This is a genomic window from Acinetobacter sp. Z1 (genome assembly GCF_024296945.1).
GTDB lineage: Bacteria > Pseudomonadota > Gammaproteobacteria > Pseudomonadales > Moraxellaceae > Acinetobacter > Acinetobacter beijerinckii.
In genome coordinates this window covers 2,361,452-2,383,836 of sequence record NZ_CP101115.1, presented here as the reverse complement: position 1 = coordinate 2,383,836, position 22,385 = coordinate 2,361,452, and the positions used below count along the sequence as shown (strand labels likewise).

Here is a 22,385-nt window from a genome sequence, read left to right as displayed (position 1 = left end):
TTAGGCTTGTGAAATCACTGTGAAAATACAGTGATTTCTTCGATTTTTACTCATTAAAAATCAAAGCTTAGTTACTAATTTTTCTAATTCAGGAACTAACACCGGATTTTGATAACCTGTTTTTTTACTCCAGTTTAAGAGCTTTTCTGCACTATTTTGATTTTTACTTTCAATCGCTAAAGCGGCATAGACCTCAAAATCTTCATTTTCTCTTTGCATATCCCAGTTTTTCGCAGCGATCTTGAGACCTTCTTGGTATTGCTTTGATATCCAAAGGTATTGTGCTTGCTCTCTTAAATGAATGTGATCTTGCTGTTTCAATAAAGTTTGAACGCGCAAGCTTAATTCACTTAAGTCTTGATTTGATGAGCCATCAGCTAGTTTTTGTTTTGCTAAAATAATTCGATAAAGTGCACCATCATGATAACGATAGGGTTCTAAGATCGTTATTGCAGTTTGATACTGTTGTTGAGCAATATACCAATTTGCTTTGGCGAGAGTATTCGGCAGGTTATCTGTTGCAAGTAATGGAATAGCTTGCGTCGCAAGTTGTTGATCATTAAATCGTGTGGCAACTTCAAGCAAAATATTTCCAAACCACTGTTTATCATTTTTACTAAGTCGTGAAGTCTCTTTTAAAAGCTCATCTGCTTTGGGTTTTAAATCTGAATAACTTTTGGTCATTGCTTCAACTTGGAGGATACAACCAGCTTGATACCATTTGACTTCGGAATCACTTAGTTGATTACATAAGCTGAGCGCTTGATCAAATTGACCTTGCAGTCTGTAAATATTTGCGAGCTGTAAAATAGCATCATATTGGTTTGGCTGAGACTTCAGTATTTCTTTTAAGGTCTTTTCTGCTGTACTAAAATCATGATTAGCTTGCGCTAATCGAGTTGCCAGTAATTTATTTTCCACATCAGAAGGGTTTTTACTGGTTTTCATTAAGTTTTCAGCTTGTTCCAATAAATCACCATCACCACGAGCATATGCTTTTTCGAGCAATACCGTAACGATTTGATTTCTTACTGTATCGTTATAATGATTATTTAAATTAGTTTGATTATTTAAACTTTCGGGATTTGAAACAGCATGCTTATGTTGATGCTTAGGATGTGCATATACAGTACCAAGATAGCTAAGAACCAAAACAGAAAGTGTTAGTTGCCGAATAAACATTAAAAAAACTCCTAAAAAGGTGCTTAGTTAGATAATGCAACTAAGCACCTTTGTTTTAAAATTTAACTGCTACGGGTTCAGCTTTATTATCTATCGTTGATTCTGCTATTGCAGTCAGCGTTTTCGGTTCAGCTTGTTCAAAGTTGCTTAGCGATTGGTTGGTCAATATCAACGTTTCTTTCAGTACAGCATCACCTTGAGATTGGTTGTTATTGTTGGGTTTTGATTTATTATCATCGCCACCACATCCGCTTAATCCAATTGCAACCATGAATAACAACATATATTTTTTCATGGTAGTTACTCCTGATTATTTGCTAGCTGTATTAAACGGTGAGCCCGACACTGGAGTATTTAAATAAGGGAAGGTCGTACCAAACTGTTGCGGTGATTGTAATGCACCATCAGTAAAACTGATTCCGCCCGCTTTAGCATCCGTTGATTTACAGCCTACAGCAGTATTTACGCCATCAATCGTGCATAACAAGCCCATTGCAACACGAAGCTCAATATCTACGACATCATCACCTGGGCGACGACCATTTGGGAATCCAGCAGTATCACCACCAATGACACCTAAACGACTTTGCTTATCTTTTGTCATCGGTGCGATTGCTGTATTTAAACGGAGCATCTCAGATGCTTTCACATTTTTTGGCTGATTTAAACCAGGAATACCCAATAAGAATGCATTCACTAAGTCAGTACGTGGGAAATTGGTTGGAGCAACAACTGCGCCGCCTGTTGCATCTTTAAACAGAACTTCGATTAAAGTTGGTAGAGCAGGATTAGTGACATAATCAGCAAATTGACCATCATTCGCTGGTTTACTGGCATTAAATTTATCTTTGTCTTTTAAGCCGATCACGACTTCGTTGACTAATGGCATACCTAGACGCGAAACTTGAGTCCATGCACCACCAACTTTTGCTGCACTATTCAGATTACTTTCTGGATTTGGATTTAATAAAGTCGCTTGAGGTAAGCTTGCAGTTGTCCAACCACCAATCACAGTATCGTTTGTAGACACTAAGCATGATTGTGGTACTTCAAGTGCAATCGTCGTGACGTTTTTATCTGCAATTGTATTTAAGCCTTGGTCTTCAGCATTGACACCAGAAGGTGCAAGTTGAGTTGCTGGAATTTTGATATTGACCAAGTCAAATACTTCACCCAAGTTTACTGCAAATGAATCTTGACGTTGTCCTACGAAAACTTTACCTGAACCACAGCTTCCGAAATTCACATTTTGTACAAAAGTGTCTGCATAGGCTTGGTAATTAGGAATAGATTTTGTACCCACATTATCAAATGGCTTTTTGAAAGTGCCGAGGACATTACGATCACCTTTGCGACGATCTCCTTTAATCATCGTTACTGTGAAAGTTTCAGCAGTATTTTGAGCCGAGCTACTATCATTGGTAATTTTGCCGATATTGGATAATGGAACAGAAATATTTTTGCCGCCCACTGGAACTTGAAGGTCTTTTAGTTCTTGATTAAATTTGAACTGAAAAGTGATGTCTTCTTGTGCATCTCCGTTATTGTCTACATGAATTTCATATAGTGCTTTAGAATCTAGTGAAAAGTAATTTGGACCACCATAGGCATCTTGCAAGGGCTGGTAGTTAGCCAAAAGTGTTACGTAGTTACTACGCCCAGATTCATAGCTTTTAAACATATAAAAATCTGTAGCGTCTACTTTGGGTAGTTTAGTGATTGATGGTGCTTCTCGGTGACTTGAAGCAAATGATGTTGCACTAAAGCTACTTAGCAAAATTGCAATAAGTAGGCGAGAGTCCATAGAGCTTCTCCTTGATCATTTCTGTGATCTCAGGTTTTAATTTTTGATAGATTTGTTATTGGTCTTATGCTTTTCCCTATAGTAAAAATTAGTTATTTGCATTAGACATTATAGATTTACTGGTGTAGCTGTGAATTTTGTGTGATGCATTTGGTGAATTTATTGTAACCACATGATTTTTTTAATTTAATAAATATATTTTTGATGCAATCGAATTCTAGGGTTAGGTCTAGATTTACCTGTTTTCTTAAAAAAGAAAAGCCTGAAACTCAGGCTCAAAATTCAAGATAAATTGTATTATTGATTAAAAATAGAAATCTTAACGATTGATTTCTAATTCATGCCCCCGACAATTTAAAAATAACTGATTTTGATGCCATGCTAGTTGCCCTGAAACAATGGTGGTATCCACTTCATAACGAAAGCTTTTATCTTGGAATGGACTCCAACCACATTGCATATAATTTTTTTGATCTTTGACAGCAATTCTATGGGTATTTTCTTTGAGTAGAACGAGATCAGCCCAATAGCCCTCACGAATATAACCACGGTCTTTAATCTTAAATAAGTCGGCAACTTGATGAGATGTCTTACGCACCATCGTTTCGATATTGAGCTTTCCATCTGCAACCAGTTCCATCAATGCGGGCAGAGCATGTTGCACCATTGGCAGACCTGAAGGAGCATTCATATAGGATTGTTGTTTTTCATCCCAAGTATGTGGTGCATGGTCGGTTCCAATAATATCCAAACGATTACTGTTTGAAATCGCATGGATCAAAGCCTCTTTATCTTGTTGGGTTTTGATTGCCGGATTACATTTTATTAAATGTCCCAGAGTGGCATAGTCAGCATCATCAAAACTCAGATGATGAATACAGACTTCGGCAGAAATATGTTTTCGATTTAAAGGCAGATCTTTAAATAAACATAACTCTTTGGCTGTGGTCAGATGTAAAACATGCAGTTGAGTGCCGTATTTCTCGGCTAAGGAAACAGCAAGTCGAGAACTTTCAAAGCAGGCCTGTTTATCTCGAATTTTAGGGTGCATTGCTGCTGGAATATTTTCGCCATATTTTTCCAAATATAGTTTTTCATGTTCTTTAATTCGAGGCGTATATTCACAATGCGTCAATAAGATGGTTGGTACATTGGCAAATAAACGCTCCAGAATTTTAGGATCATCGACCAACATATTGCCTGTTGATGCACCCATAAACACTTTGACACCACTGACTAATTTAGGATCAAGTTGTTCAATAATCTCTAAATTGTCAGAACTCACGCCAAAATGAAACGCATAATTTGCCATACTATGTTGCGCTGCAATTTGCTTTTTTTGTGCCAAAGTCTCTAAGTTCAATGTCGCAGGATTAGTATTGGGCATATCCATGTAACTGGTAATCCCACCAATGGTTGCAGCCATAGATTCAGAGGCGATACTACCTTTGTGTGGTGAACCTGGATCTCTAAAATGAACTTGATCATCAATCATGCCTGGGATCAGCCAAGCACCATTAGCATCAATGATTTTTGCATTGAAAATACCAGTGATATTGCTAGCAATTTTCTCGATTCGTCCATCTTGAATCAGTACATCGGCAATAAACTGTTTATCTTCATTGACTAGATTGGCATTGCGAATAATGATCTTGGGAAATTGTCTAAAATTCATTGTGCAATGCCTTATATCCTTTGACTAATTCGATATTGGTGCTCACCACACTTTCAGAAAACTCACTGATTGAAACATCAACAGGCGGATATAGGCTCAAATCTGTTTTGGGATTGATATAGCTCATGGCAGGAACATAAAAGTGACTCGGTAAATCACGCCCGTCGACCACTGCATTGTGTCGGATCGCGCTATGATCACCGACTTTGCAGTTGAATAAAACGCTATTAAAACCAACAAAAACATGGCGACCAATCTCACAAGGACCATGAATAATCGAACGATGTGCAATCGATGAATTTTCTCCAATTGTCACTGCTGCACCTGCTTTGGAGTGAATCACCACACCATCTTGGATATTGGAGTTAGCACCGATAATAATCGGTTCCATTTCGCCATGTTCATCGGTTTCATCAGCACGAATTACGGCATAAGGACCAATGAACACATTGGCATGAACGATGACTTTGCCGCAGATAATAGCCGTTTGATCGACATATGCAGATTGATCGATAACAGGCAAATGACCAGATGGATTTTTACGTAGCATAGAATTACCGCTTAAAATAAGTTAAATCACAGGTTGAGTTAAAATCGTCACTTGATCTGTATTGAGACCAAGATAAAAACAAGTCGGGCGTAGGGTGTGGCAGGCTGGACCAGTTTGATTAACAAGGAATAATAGGCAGTCTCCATCACAATCGAGTCTGGCATCTGTCAAATATTGACGATGTCCTGAATTCTCACCTTTACGCCATAAGCATTTTCGTGAGCGCGACCAATAGCACACTTGTTTGGTCTGCAAGGTTTCGATTAAAGCTTCTCGGTTGACCCAAGCCATCATCAATACTTCTTTGCTGGTTTGATCTTGAGTGATCGCTGGAACTAGACCATCTTGGTTCCATTTGATCTGTTCAAATACATTCTCAAAATCAAATTTCTGACCCAAAAACCCATGTTCCATTTGTTCAAAAATAGAATGCTTTACCATTGCCACGAACCTTGAGCCACAGCGTCATGCGCATGCAGGCTTTCTGCATGAATGACTTTGAAATTAAAGCCATTAATACTTTTATGATTTAAAAATGTGCCATACAGTCGTCTTAAGGCATCTTCACAAAACATCAGGTTTTGACCGTTGGCAATTGCGAAAGCCTGTTCATCGATACGTTTAACGGCTGTTTGAACAGGTGTCATGAGGGCTTGTTCAGCCTGATTGATAAATAAAATCAGTGGAATATGTTGGATATTTTGATCAAGTCTAAAATTAAGAATTGCAAAGCTTCTTTGACTATGCGGTGTCGCAGCAATGGCATCAGTACTGCTTAGCCAATCTAAAATTTCTTGCTGGTCGAGACGAATGTCTTGATTGTTGAGTGCTGATTCAAAACGTTGTTGAATAATGTTTCTTGAAAGCGCAGCCGAGCATGGACAGGTTGATGAATAGGGAATCTCAACTTTTAATTCTGCTAAAAACTGCTCATCTAAAAGTTGGCATGACAAAACAAAAGGATAACTTTTCCAACCTGAAAGCTTGCTGATCAATGCAGGTCGTTCGATATACAGTTCACTATGAATTTCAATTTTTGCATGTTTGGATAGATCGCGATGACTTTCTAAAAAGTCTTGTAATAAAGACTTTAAATTCATCAAGTTTAAATTTCCAATCAAGCTCAGTTCTAACAGTCGCGTATACAAGCGTGACATATGAATTCCCTTAGCTAAGGGATCGTCTAAACTGACATAAGCATTAACTTGACTTTGACATAGCGTATTTTCGATACGAACGGGTAATGCAATTTTTTCCATGCCCACCCAATCAAGGCAATGGCTATACGCTTTGGGTAAAGTGGAGTCGGCTGAAATATCAGGAAGAGCAAGATTCATTTGTTGATAGCTTACGTTGTAATATCAAATGTAATGTTATAACATAACAGTAAGCATCGACAAGCTCGCTGCGAAGTTAATTTGAATTAGCAGACCTTAGCGAATCAAAAATGAAAAAAATCTACATGCTCGGATTTATATGCGGTCTTTCTGCTTGCCAGTCTCCAAACCAAGCGATTTCGTTTTATCAGCATGCCCCGCGTGAAATAAAAACTACGATTCCAAAAATTATTCTTAAACCGAAGTCTATTCCTGCTTCTTATCAGATGTGGACAATGCAAGTTGATCATCAGCAACAAATACAAGCTTATAAAAACTTTTTAAAAGCACAGGGAATTGATGCATTTATTCCTGATTTTGAGTTTTTTCAAACTGCCAGAGATTGGCAAAAATGTAACTACGTCGAATATGAAGTTCCCCCCAGAGAGCTATGGAACAACATTGTTCCCACATTAAATATTTTGCATAAGTTGCTACAACAAGGGCGAATTGATCAGATTACGGTGACATCTGTGTATCGCAGCTTTGCACTAAATCAGTGTGCAGGTGGTGCGGGTGCTTCAAAACATGTCTTTAACGCCGCACTCGATTTTCGTATAGGCAGTGAAACACCTGACTCCATTGAACAAATTCATATCGAAAATACAAAAAAGAAGCTTTGTGAATTCTGGATAGCGCAAGGTGAAGCGTTAAATATGGGTTTAGGTGTATATGCATCAGGACAAATCCATATCGATACAGCAGGCTATCGTACATGGGGTGTTGATCATCGTTATACCTCATCGCCGTGTATCAGTAATTCTTTTAATAATAACAATGAGTAAATTGCAATGAAGCTCACTATCGCCCAACAAAATATTTTAGATATTTTAAAAACAGAAAATAAAGCCATGAGTGCTTATGAGTTATTGGAAAAAGCCAAACCTTATGGCTTTCAAGCGCCTATTCAGATTTATCGAATCCTTAAAAAACTGTCAGAACATTGCCTGATCATAAAACTAAATACCTTGAATATGTATGTGTTAAATCAAGCCGAACTCTCAGCAAGTTATCGGCTTTTTACTGTGTGTACCGAATGCCAAAGCGTGCAAAGTATCCTCATTCCACAACTTAAAACCTGTGTAGAAAGCACCATCCAAGCCAAACAATTCAATCCGAGTTACCCATATTTAGAAGTATTAGGTCAATGTTTTTCATGTCTTTCTAAACATAAAACTCAACATCTTTAATTAGTGAGAACGCCAATGAATCATTCTTTAGCCACTCCAAGCAAACTTCCTGTGACCGTCCTATCTGGTTTTTTAGGTGCAGGAAAAACCACGTTGCTCAATCATATTTTGAACAATCGTGAAGGGCGAAAAATAGCCGTAATCGTCAATGATATGTCTGAGGTGAATATTGATGCGGCTTTAGTTCGTGAGGGCGGTGCTGAATTATCACGTACAGATGAAAAACTGGTTGAAATGAGCAATGGTTGTATTTGTTGCACCTTACGAGAGGATTTATTGATTGAGGTACGGCGTTTAGCTGAAGATAATCGCTTTGATCAATTGGTGATTGAATCAACAGGGATTTCTGAACCTTTGCCCGTTGCAGAAACATTTACCTTCGAAGATGAAAGTGGTGTTTCACTGAGTGAATTTGCGCGTTTGGATACCATGGTGACTGTGGTCGATGCCTATAATTTTTTAAAAGATTATAGTTCGCTTGATAGCTTAACTTCACGAGGTGAATCGTTGGGTGAGGACGATGAACGTAATGTGGTTGATCTCTTAATCGACCAAATTGAATTCTGTGATGTGATTATTTTAAATAAAGTTGATTTAATTAATCGTGAAGAAAAAGAAAAATTATTTGGCATCCTACATTCACTTAACCCAAGAGCGAAAATTGAAATTTCTGAATTTGGGCAAGTGAAGCTAGATAAAATTCTAAATACTAACTTATTCGATTTTAATGAAGCAGCTCAAGCACCTGGTTGGTTAAAAGAATTAAGAGGTGAGCATACACCTGAAACCGAAGAATATGGGATAGGTAGTTTTGTTTATCGAGCAAGAAAGCCTTTCCATCCACAACGTTTTTTTGATTTTGTAAATTCTGAATGGCAAGGTGTGATTCGTTCAAAAGGTTTCTTTTGGTTGGCTTGTAATCCAGAGTTTGCAGGGTCTTGGTCGCAAGCAGGTGCGATGGCTCGTCATGGTGTAGCAGGATATTGGTGGGCAGCAGTACCAGATGAGCATTGGCCAGAAGATCAAAGCAGTCGTGATGCGATCGAAAAAAGTTGGGATGATTTAACAGGTGATGCGCGTCAGGAAATTGTTCTGATCGGTATGGATATGGATCAAGCTGCTTTGACTGCTCAGTTTGATGCTTGCTTATTAACAGATGATGAAATGGCACTTGGCGCAAAAGAATGGGAGCTGTTTGATAATCCATTCACGGGTTGGACAGATATGATTTTAAGATAGAACATTTGTGAGCTTCTAGCGTTTAGAAGCTCACTTTTACCTATTTCAAATTGAGATGATATCAATCATCAATAGATAAATTTAGAAATCTTATCAGCAGTCTGAATCACTGTGTCTGCAATTTCATTTTTAAAATAATGTTCATCATAGGTGCCTAAAGGACAACTTACAGATAAAACAGCAGTTATTTTACCAGTGGATTGTTTGAAAATTGGAGCACCACAAGCAGCCATGTCATGATTGTAATGCCCCCAACTGACCATTGATCGCTGTGTTTTAACAAAGCTAAGCCGTTGAAGTAATTCTTTGAGATTTTTGGGAGTTAACTCGGAAAAAGTTTCCCACTCATTGAAGTTTTTATAGCGATTTCGAATTTCATTTTCAGATAGGTCAGCCAATAACATTTGTCCAATCACAGTCGCATGAGCAGGCCAGCGAGTACCCAAACCAATGTTACTGCTAAAAGTACCATTCGACTGCACATTATTGATAAAGACAATATGTGTGCCTTCCAAAATCGATAAATGTATTGCAAGTTTAGTTTGATCACGCAGTTCTTTCATCAATGGTGTAGCCAAATCTAACAGCGATTGCTTTGATAAACTGTTAAAACCAAGTTCCATCACCTTTGAATCAAGTGCATAGGTTTTTTGAGACGCTTTTCTAAGGAAGCCACATGATTCTAAGGTGTAGATTAGACGAAAAGCACTAGATCGGTTTACATCCAAAATCTCTGCAATCTCGGTGATGGTCATTTCTTGGGTTTGCTGATTAAAGGCTTGCAAAATTGCCAAGCCACGTACCAAACCGGGTACTAAATAGCGATCGTCATTTTTTGTGAGCTCAGATTCTTGAGAGTCTGTTTCTATGGTTGAGTTCATCAGCTTAATTTTCCTACAAAAAACGCAAATAATAAAAATTTAATTTTCTTAGGATTCTATTCTAACTGTAAAGTAGAACGAAAAGATAGTTTTATATATAAAACAAAATTTCTCAAGTAAAACGTAAAAGAATGTGTAATAAAAATCAAGTTTTTGATTTTAAATAATATATATAGTTTGACATAAAAATCATCATAGGAGTATTCTTTATTAAAGTTTGTTATATCAAATAATGTTTTATATATAAAACAAATGAGGATGCAAGGATGAGTTGGATCTCAGTTTGTCAGCAAGACGACATCACCGAAGACGAGCCAAAAGCCATTGAAGTTGACGGTAAGAAAATTGGCGTATTTTTCATCGATGAAAAATATTTTGCTATCGAGAATGTTTGCCCACATGCCTATGCCTTATTAACTGAAGGTTTTATTGAAGATCAGACCGTTGAATGTCCGTTGCATGAAGCGATTTTTGATATTCAAACGGGTGAGCTAAAGAGTGGACCGGGATGTCGTGATCTATGCACTTATCCTGTACGTGTTGAAGGGCAGGAAGTACAAATTCAACTCTAGGTCTTAATTAAAAGGAAGGAATCGCATGAAAACATTTAATGAAAAGCTAGCGAACTGGATACATGCCACGCCAGCAACCGAAGCAGGAATTAACAATATTCAGGTTCCGGGGCAGCCAGAACTTTTAATTTGGCAAACTCGCTATAAAGAACCAACCGTATATGAACAAGACTTTGTTCAGCATCTAATTAAAGCCTTTACAGCAGGTGTGACTGAGCTTGCAGATTTAGTTCAGACTTTAAACCAGCAAGGTTTTCGTTGTGAGTCTGGTGAGCTTTGGACTTCTGATAGTTTTTCAGAAGAAATGCAACGTTTAGGTTATTGATTCAAGGAAGAACGATTATGAACGCAGCAGTATCGTCAGTAACACCAAGTGTTGAAGAATATTTAGATTTAGGTTTACGTGACCAGTGGCATCCAGTGCTTGCCAGTTGGGAAGTCGCCGCAAATCCAGTGGGTATCACTCGTTTGGGTGAGAATATTGTGGTTTGGCGTGATGACCAAGGTCAAGTTCATGCTTTAGAAGATCGTTGTCCACATCGTGGCGCACGTCTTTCATTAGGTTGGAATCTTGGAAATCGTGTGGCTTGTTGGTATCACGGTGTTGAGGTTCGCCATGATGGTGTGGTCGAAGATGTACCAGCAGTACATGATTGCCCAATGAAAGGCACAAAATGTATTAAAAGCTATCCAGTGATCGAAGCACATGGTGCAATTTTCCTTTGGTTTGGGATCGACCCAAATGAAGAACCGAAAGCACTCGATTTTCCTGAACAACTTGCGAGTGAAGACTGGAGTGCATTTCTGTGCCAAGCAGATTGGAAAGTGAATCATCAGTATGCGATTGATAATGTGATGGACCCAATGCATGGCAGTTATTTGCATTGTACTTCGCACTCAATGGCAGAAGGTGATCGCACCGCGGAAATGAAACATCGTTCAACTGAGCATGGTTTTGTTTTTGAGAAAGAAGGTCAAATTGGTGTCAATTTCGACTGGGTTGAATATGCCAATACAGGTGCAAGCTGGTTACGTCTCTCGATTCCTTATCGCAAAGATTTTGGTCCAGGTGGTGAGTTCTGGATTGTTGGTTACGCAACACCGATTGATGCCAATAATACTCGCGTATTCTTTTGGCGTTGCCGCAAAGTCAGTGGTTGGCAACGTAATGTCTGGCGCTTCCTTTACCGTAATCATTTAGAAAAATTGCATTGGGATGTATTGGAACAAGATCGAATCATCTTGGAAAATCTTGCGCCAAATGCACGCCAACAAGAATTCCTCTATCAACATGATGTCGGTTTATCTCGTTTACGCCGTTTAATGAAAAAAGAAGCAGAAAAGCAGTTAAAGAAAATTGCAGCTTTGAATAATTCAAACCGTATTGAAATGAAGGAAGAAGCGCATGGCTAATGTTGCATTGTTACAAGGCAAAAAAGTCCTTGTCACAGGCGCGGCAAGAGGCTTGGGGCGTGACTTTGCACAAGCAATTGCTGAGGCAGGTGCTCAAGTCGTCATGGCAGATATTTTAGATGACCTTGTTCAGGAAGAAGCGATTGAACTTCAGCAAAGAGGTTTAAAAGTTAAGGCTGTAAAAATTGATTTGGCTGATGCTGTTTCAATTCAGCAGGCTGTCGAACAGGCTGTTAAATATTTAGGTGGATTAGACGGTTTAGTCAATTGTGCTGCTCTAGCAACCAATGTTGGCGGTAAAAGTTTAATGGATTATGACGCTGATCTCTGGGATCGGGTCATGAACATCAACGTCAAAGGCACATGGTTAGTCACAAAGGCATGTGTGCCATTCCTCAAACAGGCAGATGCTGGAAAAGTGATTAATGTCGCTTCTGATACGGCTTTGTGGGGCGCACCGAATCTAATGGCTTATGTAGCCAGCAAAGGTGCATTGGTTGCAATGACACGTTCGATGGCGAGAGAGCTTGGGCAATTCAACATATGTATCAATACGCTTTCACCGGGTTTAACACTTGTAGAAGCGACTGAATATGTACCGCAAGAACGTCATGATTTATATGTGAATGGTCGAGCGATTCAGCGTCAGCAACTACCACAGGATTTAAATGGCACAGCACTGTATTTACTCTCGGACTTGTCTTCATTCGTGACAGGTCAAAATATTCCAGTAAATGGCGGTTTTGTCTTTAATTAAGGAGTTTGTCTCATGATTACAGGGATTGAGATTTTAAAGTTTGGTGTTGAGGACAGGGCTGCTTCCAATAAGTTTTTGGCAGACTTTGGATTGACTCAAGGCAGTTCAGATATTGAAGGTGCTGATCTTTATCAAACCCAGAATGGTAGCAAGATTTATTTGTTTGATTGTGATGATAATCGTCTACCGCAAGCGATTGAATCAGGTTCAACACTGCGCGAAGTGACATGGGGACTTGATCAACCTGAACAAGATTTAGCAGATTTAGCGGTTCGCTTGGCTGATGTTGAGGGCTTTCAAGCAACGACTGATATGGTGCAATGTGTAGACCCGAATGGTATGACGATTCGTTTCCAAAAGAGTTTCACTCATGAGCTACCAACATTAAGAACAGAAGGGATTAATCAGTACGGAACTGTTAATCGTATTAATGCGGCGAGTCCAGTGTATGAAAAAGGTCAGCCTGTTGCGATTGGACATGTGGTGTTTTTCACACCTGATTTGGAAAAAACCGAAAAATTCTATATTGAAAAGTTAGGTTTCTATCTTTCAGACGCTTACCGCAATCGTGGTGCATTCTTGCGTTGTCGAGGTAAGGGCTATCACCATGACTTGTTTTTATTGTCTATTCCAAACAAACCTGCTGGTTTAAACCATGTTGCTTTTGTGGTTCGTGATATTCATGAAGTGATTGGCGGTGGTTTGAATATGAATCGTTCTGAATGGTCAACGTTTATTGGACCAGGGCGTCATCCAATTTCCTCAGCATATTTTTGGTACGTCAATTCACCATTGGGTGGTGCATTTGAGTATTACACCAATGATGATTATTTGACTGAAGAATGGCAACCACGTGTCGAGGAACATCGTTTAGAGCTTTTCACTGAATGGGCGATTGAAGGTGGTTTAGATGACCATACTCGCCGTCAAGTGAAACCTGCATAAAGTCTGATGAAGCAGGGAGAAATGCTATGGAAAGAATCGTAATTGTTGGGGCAGGACAAGCCGCGGGTTGGGCAGTCAGTACACTACGTCAAAATGGTTTTTCAGGTGAAATCCATGTGGTTTCAAATGAAGATCAGGTGTTTTATGAGCGTCCACCACTTTCAAAACAGGTGCTTTCTAAAGAAGCAAGTTATGAAAGCCTAAATTTATTTTCAGCAGAGCAGGTTCAAGAGTTCAATATCCAATGGCATAAGCCTGCTGTGGCAACTGAAGTGGATCGCCAACACAAACAGGTCATCTTGGACAGTGGTCAGTTATTGCCTTATGACAAGTTGTTGATTGCCACTGGAAGTCGTGCTCGTGTACCTGTGAATACGTGGCAGTTTATTCCAAATGTCGTCACGCTGCGTAATGTTCAAGATTGCGAACGCCTCGCAGAAATTTTGCAGCATGCTCAAAAATTGGCTGTAGTCGGTGGTGGTTGGATTGGTTTAGAAATTGCGGCGACTGCTCGTAAACAGGGCAAAGAGGTTCATATTTTTGAATATGGTGATCGTCTTTGCGCTCGAAGTGTTAGCCCAGATGTATCTGATTTTTTGAAAATGATGCATGAGCAACAAGGTACGCAAATTCATTTGAATAGTAAAAACTTGCACTTAATCGAAGCAGGGCAAGGCAAAGTTGAAGTGGTTAATCATCCCAATGTAAGCGAGTTGTTTGACTGCGTTGTGGTTGGGGCTGGTGCGGACATCGCTAAAGAGCTTGGTGTCAATGCGGGATTAGATGTCAAAGATGGCATTGTGGTGAATTGTTTTGGTCAAACTTCTGATCAAGATATTTATGCCGCAGGTGATGTGGCTATCCATCCTAGTTTAGGTTATTGCATTCAGTCATGGGCAAATGCGCAGAACCAAGCAATTGCAGCTGCAAAATCGATGCTGGGTATCGAAACAGAATATACCGATATTCCTTGGTTATGGTCAGATCAGTACCACTTCAATATTCAAATATTAGGGATTTATCAACCTGAAAAAACTGCACAAATTGTTGTTCGAAAAAGTACGGATGATCAATGCAGTTATTTATATCTAGATGATCAAAACCATTTACTTAATATGATCGCCATCAATGATTCAAAACTGGTCAAACTGGCTAAACGTTGGATGCAGTCCAATACTCTATTAGATGCAAAACTATTAGCAGACCCTGAATTTAATGTCATGAAATTAAAACCATAAACATTTAATTCCGGTTCATAACTCAATCGAAGGAATGAAGTATGAGTAATGAAGAGAAAAGTGGATTTAAGCATTGGGTGCCTGCTTTTGTCCTGATGATATGCGTAGTGCTCGCATTTTTTGACAAGATCAGTATCGCGGTTCTTTTTGCAGATCCACATTTTCAAGGTGCAATGGGAATTGCACAAGATAAAGCAAAACTGGGTTGGTTAATGACCAGTTTTCTATTGGCTTACGGTTTTTCATCAGTATTCCTTAGTTTTCTTGGAGATATTTTTGATCCAAAGAAAATGCTGTTTTGGAGTGTTGCCTCTTGGGGCGTGCTGATGTTCTGTATGGGCTTTACAACAAGCTATTCAGGAATGTTAGTACTGCGCGTTTTACTGGGATTGGCAGAAGGTCCATTGTTCGCACTGGCTTATACCATTGTTAAACAAACCTATACCGATCGACAGCAAGCACGTGCATCAACCATGTTTTTATTGGGAACACCTATAGGTGCTTTTTTAGGCTTTCCAATCACCGCAGCGGTATTGGCTAAACATGATTGGCATACCACATTCTTTGTCATGGCAGCATTAACGATCGTCGCTTTAATTGCGATTGTATTTGGATTACGTAATTTAAAACTCAAGAAAACCATTGAGTTGGAAGCGACAAGTAAGCGTGTCAATTTTAAAGGTCATATTCAGAACACCAAGATTTTATTGCAAAACCGTGCATTTTGGTTGGTGTGTATCTTCAATATTGCATTGATGACTTACTTGTGGGGATTAAACAGTTGGGTGCCATCGTATTTAATCCAAGACAAAGGCTTCAACCTTAAAGAGTTTGGTATTTATTCAAGTTTACCATTCATAGCAATGCTTATTGGTGAAGTGATCGGTGCATTCCTTTCTGACAAGTTAGGTCGCCGCGCTGTGCAAGTCTTTGGTGGTTTATTGGTTGCAGGCATCTTTATGTATGTAATGGTCATTATGACCGACCCGATTCTTGTCATTGCTGCTATGTCTTTTAGTGCAATGTCTTGGGGTTTTGGTGTCGCAGCCATCTTTGCCTTACTTGCCCGTGTAACAACTGCTGATGTCGGTGCAACAGCTGGCGGAATTTTCAATGGTTTAGGTAACTTTGCCAGTGCGATTGCACCGGTTCTGATCGGTTACATCGTGATGCAAACCAATAGTTTTAATTTGGGAATTACTTTCTTAGCGGCAGTCGCCGTGATTGGATCGTTCTTCTTATTACCTTTACTGAAACGTTATTAATTAAATTATTTATCAAAACCCTAGGAGTTAAAACATGACTACTCAACAATTTGAATCATGGACACAACCTGAAGGTACAAATTTACAAGATTGGTTAAATACGCGTATCGCACGTTTTGAAACACGTAAATATGATTTCGACGCCTTGAAATTCCAAGCAGATTACGACCCGAAATATCGTCGTGCGCAAATGCGCTATATGGGTACTGGCGCAACAGGTGTGGTCAATGATGGCAATACGGTTCCAGCTGAAAACTTTACTTTTTCAACCATGGTTTTACCTGCGCAATGTGAAGGACCTTTGCATATCCATCACGATGTTGAAGAAGTGTTCTTCATGTTACGTGGCGAGATTGATCTGTTCATTGAGCACAACGGTGAGAAATTCCAGACCAAATTGAAAGAGCGTGATTTGATTTCAATTCCACCGGGTATTTACCGTGGTTTGTTTAATCCTGGTCAAGAAGATGCCTTGATGTGTGTGATGTTAGGTGCTGGAAAACCAACCATTCCGAACTATCCACCTGAGCATCCATTGTCTCAAATCAAACGTTAATTAAAGCGTTTAACTGCAACAAAGGAATGAAATGATGACTTTGATTGACACATTAGTCCAATACCCAGTGAAAACCATTGAGATTGATGGTCAGGTACAAGCCTATCGCGAAGCTGGGCAAGGACAAGCACTGATTCTTTTACATGGTATCAGCTCAGGTTCTGCTTCATGGGTCAATCAGCTTGCTGTACTTAGTCATCATTTTCATGTCATTGCTTGGGATGCGCCGGGTTATGGCTTATCTGAGAACTTAGATACGGAGCAGCCAAATGCAACCGATTATGCTCAGCGAGTACTAGCGATTATGGATGCATTGGTGATTTCTAAAGCCATCATTGTCGGTCATTCATTAGGCGCATTACAGGCAAGTGCTTTTGCCCATCTTTATCCTGAACGAGTTGAAATCCTAATCATTGCCAATGCAGCACAGGGTTATCAACGCTCGGATGAGGATACCAAAGCACAGGTGTATCAGAAACGCCCAAATATGTTGAAAAGCTTGGGCAATGCGGGGATGACGGCAAGCCGTGGTCCACATTTAATTTATAAACAAGACCCTCAAGCACTGGCATTGGTCAGTGAGGTGATGGGACAACTCACTTTAGACGGTTTTACGCGAGCATCGTATTTGTTGGCGTATGACGAGATTAGAAATTATTTAGCAGATATCAAAGTCCCATGTGTGGTGATTGCAGGTGATAAAGATGAAATCACACCTGCTCAAGTCATCATGGAGCTGGCGATGGAAATGCAATTGAGCCGATGTCATCTCATTACAGATGCAGGTCATCTGAGTTATGTCGATCAACCTGATCAGTTTAACGACATTGTTTTATCGGCAAATTAATTAGAGAGATATGGATATGAGCTTCCAAGTTGAAGGAAAAGTAGCAGTTGTAACAGGTGGCTCGTCAGGCATTGGTTTGGCTGCTGTGGAAATTTTAGTTGCAGAAGGTGCAAGGGTGGCGTGGTGTGGTCGAAATGAAGCACGGTTAGCATCATCGAAGCTTTATATTTTAGAAAAATATCCACATGCCAATATTTACACCAGCATCTGCAACGTTTTGGACAAAGAAGATGTAAAACGATTTGCACAAGATGTAAAGCAAAACTTAGGCAATGTCGATATGTTGATCAATAACGCAGGTCAGGGGCGTGTGTCGAATTTTGAAAATACCCAAGATGAAGATTGGATGAAAGAAATTGAACTCAAATATTTCAGTGTATTACATCCAGTTCGTGCATTTTTAAATGATTTAAAAGATTCAGCATGTGGCTCAATCACTAATGTCAACTCATTGTTAGCATTGCAACCTGAACCGCACATGATTGCAACCTCATCTGCGCGTGCTGCGCTACTAAATTTAACGCATTCACTGGCGCATGAATTTACCCAGTACGGTGTCCGTGTCAATTCAATTCTTTTGGGCATGGTGGAATCGGCACAGTGGAAACGTCGTTTTGAAACCCGTTCTGATCCAAATGCAACATGGGAACAGTGGACAGGCAACATTGCCAAAAACCGTGGCATTCCAATGCAACGTTTAGGCAAGCCGGAAGAGCCAGCACGTGCCTTGGTGTTCTTGGCATCACCTTTAGCATCGTATACCACAGGTTCGACACTCGATGTCTCTGGTGGATTTAACAAACATTTATAAGGTGTTCACATGAAACAGTTGATGATGATTGGTTTTGGAGCGATGGCGGCAGAAGTATATGCCCACATGCCACAAGACTTACAACTTAAATGGATTGTGGTACCAGCACGGAGTGTTGAAAAAGTTCAGGCGCAAGTTGCTCCTGACGTGCAAGTGATTAGTTCAATTGATGAATGTCTGGGGACACCTGATTACGTGATTGAAGTGGCAGGACAGGCGGCGGTGAAAGAACACGCGCAAAAGGTATTGGAAAAGGGTTGGACCATCGGCTTGATCTCAGTTGGAACTTTGGCGGATAACGAGTTTTTGATTCAGTTAAAAAATACCGCTGAACAACATGATGCCCATTTACATCTTTTGGCAGGTGCGATTGCTGGAATTGATGGAATCTCAGCGGCGAAAGAAGGTGGTTTGGAAAAGGTCACTTATAAGGGCTGCAAAAGTCCAAAAAGTTGGCGTGGTAGCTATGCAGAGCAATTAGTTGATTTAGATCAGGTGAGCGAAGCAACTGTTTTTTTTCGTGGTACAGCGCGTGAAGCTGCATTGAAGTTTCCAGCCAATGCCAATGTTGCAGCGACGATTGCGCTTGCAGGTTTGGGTATGGATGAAACCATGGTGGAACTCACAGTTGATCCAAATATCAATAAAAACAAGCACACTATTGTGGCAGAAGGTGTGTTCGGTGAAATGACAATTGAGTTAGTCGGTGTGCCTTTGGCGAGTAACCCGAAAACTTCGACATTGGCTGCACTCAGTGTGATTCGTGCCTGTCGCAATAGTGTTCAAGCAATTCAGATTTAAAGGATTTGATCATGGCAAAGGAAATTTATATCGCTGGTGAATGGCGATTAGGTCGAGGTGACACGATTCAAAGTCTGTTTCCAGCAGATCAATCTGTGAATGCTGAGATTTCAACGGCGAGTTTGGATGATGTCAATGAAGCGATTGAAAAAGCTGATTTGGCATGGCGTCAGACGGCGTGGCGCAACAGCATGCCACACGAGCGTGCTCGGATTTTGTATAAAGTGGCAGACATTATTGAAGCGCGTGTTGATGAACTTTCAAAGCTACAAACCAGAGACAACGGTAAACCGCTGGCAGAGACGCGTGCTTTAACCTTGAGTGCGGCTGCAACAGCACGTTATGTCGCAGCGGCGTGTGAAACCTTAAATGATGAGTTGACGACACAACGTGCGCCAGATTTTATGACCATGAGTGTGCATGAACCTGTTGGGGTAGTGGCAGCGATTACACCATGGAATTCGCCGATAGCCAGTGAAGTGCAGAAGTTAGCACCTGCAATAGCAGGTGGTAATGCAGTCATTCTAAAACCAGCGGAAGTGACTTCCTTAATCGCATTGGAATTAGCAAAAATCTTTGAAGAAGCGGGTTTGCCTAAAGGTCTATTGAGTGTACTGGTTGGACGTGGCTCGGTGATTGGTGATGCAATCGTAAAGCATCCATTAGTACGCAAAATTTCCTTTACAGGTGGAACCAGTACAGGACGTCATTTAGCACATATTGCCGATGACAAGTTGATCACCACATCTTTAGAGCTTGGTGGAAAATCACCAACGATCGTCATGCAAGATGCCGATATTGAGCTATCAGCGAAAGGTGTGGCTTATGGCATTTTTAGTTCAGCAGGACAAGCATGTATTGCAGGATCACGCTTATTTGTGCATAGCAGTATTTATGATCAATTCTTAACGCGTCTAGTTGAAATTACCAAAGGCTTGCGCGTAGGACATCCTGAAACCGCAGGCGTGCATTTGGGTTCTTTGATCAATCCGAAGCATTTAGCTTCTGTGGATGCTTATGTTCAATTAGCCAAAAAAGAAGGTGGTCAAGTTTTGGTTGGTGGGCAGGCATTGACTGAAGGTGAATTGGCAAAAGGTAGTTTCTATTTACCGACCATTATCACAGGCCTCGATAACTCAGCTCAAACCTGTCAGGAAGAAATCTTTGGTCCTGTATTGGTAGTGATGAAATATGACGATGAAGCAGATTTGATTGCACAAGCCAATGACAGTTGTTTTGGTTTAGCCGCAGGGATTTGGACTGAAAACTATCGAAAAGCTTGGCAACTTGCACGTGCTCTAGAAGTGGGAACAGTCTGGATTAATACCTACAAAAAATTCTCGATTTCTGCACCTTTTGGTGGTTTCAAAGAAAGTGGAATTGGACGTGAAAAAGGTCGTTTAGGCATCTTGGCGTATATGCAACAAAAAAGCATTTATATGGGATTAAGCGAACAGCCAAATCCTTGGTGCGATTAATAAATTCATGGATAGAACAAGTTTTTGAGGAATAAGGTAATGACAGAACGTGTAAATGTAGGCGAAGCAATCGCTCGTGTTTTAGAGGCGCATCAAGTTGATAGTATCTACGGCGTCATTTCAATTCATAATTTACCAATTGCTGATGCAGTAGGTCGCCGTGAAAAAATTCGCTTTGTCGCGGCGCGTGGTGAAGCAGGTGCAGTGACGATGGCAGATGGTCATTCACGCTTTAAAGGTTTGGGGGTTGCCTTAACTAGCACAGGTGCAGGTGCAGGAAATGCTGTGGGTTCATTGATTGAAGCAATGAATGCGGGCAGTCCAGTGTTGCATTTAACAGGTCAAGTTGAACGTGAATATTTAGATCGTGATGCAAGTTTTATTCATGAGACCAAAGATCAACTGACTTTCTTACGTGCATCGAGCAAAGCTGCTTTTCGTATTACTAGCCCTGACAATGCAGTAGGCGTGATTCGTGAAGCGATTCGTGTCGCAACGACTGTCCCAATGGGGCCTGTTAGTGTTGAGCTACCGATTGATGTTCAAGCAGCAGAAATTGACCTACCACTGAATCTAGGTCCAGTCAAAGCACTGGAATTACCTCAAGCAGATCAAGTTGAAGTCGATTTGATTGTTAATGAAATCAAAAAAGCCAAACGTCCAATTTTTTGGATCGGCGGTGGTACGCTCAATAGTGTGGATGAAGTCAAAGCGATTGCTGACTTGGGTATTCCAGTAGTATCTTCAACCCATGCGCGTGGTGTGTTAGCAGATGATCATCCACGTAGTCTAGGTGCATTCCATAACTCAGCAGGCGTTGAACAACTTTTAAAAGATGCTGATTTATTGGTTGTTGTTGGTTCTCGCTTACGTAGTAACGAAACCAAAACCTATTCAGTGCAGTTCCCTGAAAATATTATTCAGGTCGATGCTAATCCTGTTGCACAACAACGTAATTACAAAATTCGTAATTTCATTTGTGGTGATGCCAAAGATGTGTTGCAACGTGTTCTCACAGGTTTAGCAGGCGTGTCTAAAATAGATAATGAATATGATGCAGCAGTTGTTGATGCGAAACAGGCAGCAATCAATTCTTTACGTACACAGCTTGACCAATATGCGTTGATCTGTGATCACCTTCGTGCAGCACTACCACAAGATGGAATCTTTGTTCGTGATATCACCATGTCAGGCAGTACCTGGGGCAGTCGTTTATTCCCAGTACAAGCACCAAATCAAAATATTCACTCTTTAGCAGGGGCGATTGGTCTAGGTTTAGCGACTGCAATTGGTGCCTCAATTGCCAATCCTGACAAAAAAGTGATTGGTTTAGTCGGTGATGGTGGTTTGATGCTCGGAATTGGTGAGATTGCGACGATGGCGCAAGAAAATACCAATATGGTGCTAATGATCATGAATGATGGTGGTTATGGCGTGATGCGTGGTATTCAAAATAACTACTTCGGTGGCCGTCAGTATTTCAACGAATTGCACACACCTGATTACCAAGCCTTGGGTGAGGCGATGGGCGTGAAAAGCTGGAAAGTCGGCAGTGCAGAAGAGTTTAAAACAGTCATTCAGCAGGCAGTTGATTTCCAAGGACCAAGTGTGATTGAGCTAGATATGAATTCAATTGGACCACTGAGCTTTGCAGGTCCACCACAAAAGAAATTGTACTGAGTAATTTAAATATTGGTTGAAATGGCTGATGTTTGAAAATTTGTAGGCAAATTTTTTTGCCTACAAAACAATAAAAACTATGTTTTACAGGTAAAACAATAATCCAGACCAACAGGACGGTTGGT

24 protein-coding genes are annotated in these 22,385 nt (G+C 40.3%); 16 read left to right on the top strand and 8 right to left on the bottom strand.

Going from position 1 to position 22,385, the window contains the following annotated elements; genetic code table 11:
* Positions 1-60: 60 nt before the first annotated feature.
* The 7 genes from NGC85_RS11155 to folE2 all read right to left on the bottom strand — a co-directional run bounded on the left by NGC85_RS11155 (position 61) and on the right by folE2 (position 6,548).
* The gene (locus tag NGC85_RS11155; RefSeq protein WP_005062491.1) at positions 61-1,182 is read right to left on the bottom strand and encodes a lipopolysaccharide assembly protein LapB; all 1,122 of its coding nucleotides are present in this window, start codon (positions 1,180-1,182) and stop codon (positions 61-63) included.
* A gap of 55 nt (positions 1,183-1,237) precedes the next feature.
* Positions 1,238-1,477, bottom strand: a complete 240-nt coding sequence (locus tag NGC85_RS11150) for a hypothetical protein (protein ID WP_254731147.1) — start codon at positions 1,475-1,477, stop codon at positions 1,238-1,240.
* Between the two features lie 15 nt (positions 1,478-1,492).
* Positions 1,493-2,986: a DUF4331 domain-containing protein gene (locus NGC85_RS11145; protein ID WP_169111205.1), complete on the bottom strand. Its 1,494-nt coding sequence runs from the start codon at positions 2,984-2,986 to the stop codon at positions 1,493-1,495.
* Between the two features lie 319 nt (positions 2,987-3,305).
* Complete coding sequence (locus NGC85_RS11140; RefSeq protein ID WP_254731144.1) at positions 3,306-4,661, bottom strand: dihydroorotase; 1,356 nt, start codon at positions 4,659-4,661, stop codon at positions 3,306-3,308.
* Positions 4,651-5,211: a carbonate dehydratase gene (locus tag NGC85_RS11135; protein ID WP_134251966.1), complete on the bottom strand. Its 561-nt coding sequence runs from the start codon at positions 5,209-5,211 to the stop codon at positions 4,651-4,653. The genes NGC85_RS11140 and NGC85_RS11135 overlap by 11 nt, the downstream gene beginning before the upstream one ends.
* A gap of 21 nt (positions 5,212-5,232) precedes the next feature.
* Positions 5,233-5,652, bottom strand: coding sequence for a phosphoribosyl-AMP cyclohydrolase (gene hisI / locus NGC85_RS11130; protein WP_254731141.1), 420 nt, complete (start codon positions 5,650-5,652; stop codon positions 5,233-5,235).
* The gene (gene folE2, locus NGC85_RS11125; protein WP_254731138.1) at positions 5,646-6,548 is read right to left on the bottom strand and encodes a GTP cyclohydrolase FolE2; all 903 of its coding nucleotides are present in this window, start codon (positions 6,546-6,548) and stop codon (positions 5,646-5,648) included. Before folE2 ends, hisI begins: the two co-directional genes overlap by 7 nt.
* Before the next feature lie 110 nt (positions 6,549-6,658).
* Here folE2 and NGC85_RS11120 point away from each other — a divergent pair, with 110 nt between their 5' ends.
* The 3 genes from NGC85_RS11120 to zigA are packed head-to-tail and all read left to right on the top strand — an operon-like array spanning position 6,659 to position 9,016.
* Complete coding sequence (locus tag NGC85_RS11120) at positions 6,659-7,372, top strand: D-Ala-D-Ala carboxypeptidase family metallohydrolase (RefSeq protein WP_254731135.1); 714 nt, start codon at positions 6,659-6,661, stop codon at positions 7,370-7,372.
* Between the two features lie 6 nt (positions 7,373-7,378).
* Complete coding sequence (locus NGC85_RS11115; RefSeq protein WP_254731131.1) at positions 7,379-7,777, top strand: transcriptional repressor; 399 nt, start codon at positions 7,379-7,381, stop codon at positions 7,775-7,777.
* 15 nt (positions 7,778-7,792) lie between these two features.
* A complete protein-coding gene (gene zigA / locus NGC85_RS11110; protein WP_254731128.1) occupies positions 7,793-9,016 on the top strand; it encodes a zinc metallochaperone GTPase ZigA in 1,224 nt (407 codons plus the stop codon).
* Positions 9,017-9,084: 68 nt separating this feature from the next.
* On the opposite strand, the gene NGC85_RS11105 is transcribed toward zigA, so the two are convergent.
* Positions 9,085-9,897, bottom strand: a complete 813-nt coding sequence (locus tag NGC85_RS11105) for an IclR family transcriptional regulator (RefSeq protein ID WP_254731125.1) — start codon at positions 9,895-9,897, stop codon at positions 9,085-9,087.
* Between the two features lie 266 nt (positions 9,898-10,163).
* On the opposite strand from NGC85_RS11105, the gene NGC85_RS11100 reads away from it, so the two are divergent.
* From NGC85_RS11100 to NGC85_RS11040, 13 genes are read left to right on the top strand one after another with little or no spacing between them, the layout of a single operon-like run.
* Positions 10,164-10,469, top strand: a complete 306-nt coding sequence (locus tag NGC85_RS11100) for a non-heme iron oxygenase ferredoxin subunit (RefSeq protein WP_005062468.1) — start codon at positions 10,164-10,166, stop codon at positions 10,467-10,469.
* Between the two features lie 25 nt (positions 10,470-10,494).
* The gene (locus NGC85_RS11095) at positions 10,495-10,794 is read left to right on the top strand and encodes a recombinase-like helix-turn-helix domain-containing protein (protein ID WP_005054741.1); all 300 of its coding nucleotides are present in this window, start codon (positions 10,495-10,497) and stop codon (positions 10,792-10,794) included.
* A 17-nt stretch (positions 10,795-10,811) separates the two neighbouring features.
* Positions 10,812-11,882, top strand: coding sequence for an aromatic ring-hydroxylating dioxygenase subunit alpha (locus NGC85_RS11090; protein WP_254731122.1), 1,071 nt, complete (start codon positions 10,812-10,814; stop codon positions 11,880-11,882).
* Positions 11,875-12,639, top strand: a complete 765-nt coding sequence (locus NGC85_RS11085) for an SDR family oxidoreductase (protein WP_199955223.1) — start codon at positions 11,875-11,877, stop codon at positions 12,637-12,639. Before NGC85_RS11090 ends, NGC85_RS11085 begins: the two co-directional genes overlap by 8 nt.
* Positions 12,640-12,651: 12 nt before the next feature.
* Entirely contained in the window at positions 12,652-13,584 is a 933-nt protein-coding gene (locus NGC85_RS11080) for a VOC family protein (protein WP_099948400.1), read from the top strand.
* Between the two features lie 26 nt (positions 13,585-13,610).
* Positions 13,611-14,822 (top strand): NAD(P)/FAD-dependent oxidoreductase, encoded by a 1,212-nt coding sequence (locus tag NGC85_RS11075; protein ID WP_254731119.1) that lies wholly within the window; start codon positions 13,611-13,613, stop codon positions 14,820-14,822.
* 41 nt (positions 14,823-14,863) lie between these two features.
* Complete coding sequence (locus NGC85_RS11070; protein ID WP_005054731.1) at positions 14,864-16,087, top strand: MFS transporter; 1,224 nt, start codon at positions 14,864-14,866, stop codon at positions 16,085-16,087.
* 34 nt (positions 16,088-16,121) lie between these two features.
* Positions 16,122-16,643 carry a cupin domain-containing protein gene (locus NGC85_RS11065; RefSeq protein WP_005054729.1) on the top strand — a complete coding sequence of 174 codons (522 nt, stop codon included), beginning with the start codon at positions 16,122-16,124 and terminating at the stop codon, positions 16,641-16,643.
* A gap of 31 nt (positions 16,644-16,674) precedes the next feature.
* Entirely contained in the window at positions 16,675-17,490 is an 816-nt protein-coding gene (locus NGC85_RS11060; protein ID WP_254731116.1) for an alpha/beta fold hydrolase, read from the top strand.
* 16 nt (positions 17,491-17,506) lie between these two features.
* Positions 17,507-18,301 (top strand): SDR family oxidoreductase, encoded by a 795-nt coding sequence (locus NGC85_RS11055; RefSeq protein WP_254731113.1) that lies wholly within the window; start codon positions 17,507-17,509, stop codon positions 18,299-18,301.
* Positions 18,302-18,310: 9 nt separating this feature from the next.
* Positions 18,311-19,102: an aspartate dehydrogenase gene (locus NGC85_RS11050; protein WP_254731110.1), complete on the top strand. Its 792-nt coding sequence runs from the start codon at positions 18,311-18,313 to the stop codon at positions 19,100-19,102.
* 11 nt (positions 19,103-19,113) lie between these two features.
* Positions 19,114-20,580: an aldehyde dehydrogenase gene (locus NGC85_RS11045; RefSeq protein ID WP_254731107.1), complete on the top strand. Its 1,467-nt coding sequence runs from the start codon at positions 19,114-19,116 to the stop codon at positions 20,578-20,580.
* Positions 20,581-20,619: 39 nt separating this feature from the next.
* The gene (locus tag NGC85_RS11040) at positions 20,620-22,260 is read left to right on the top strand and encodes a thiamine pyrophosphate-binding protein (RefSeq protein WP_254731103.1); all 1,641 of its coding nucleotides are present in this window, start codon (positions 20,620-20,622) and stop codon (positions 22,258-22,260) included.
* The last annotated feature ends 125 nt before the right edge of the window (positions 22,261-22,385 follow it).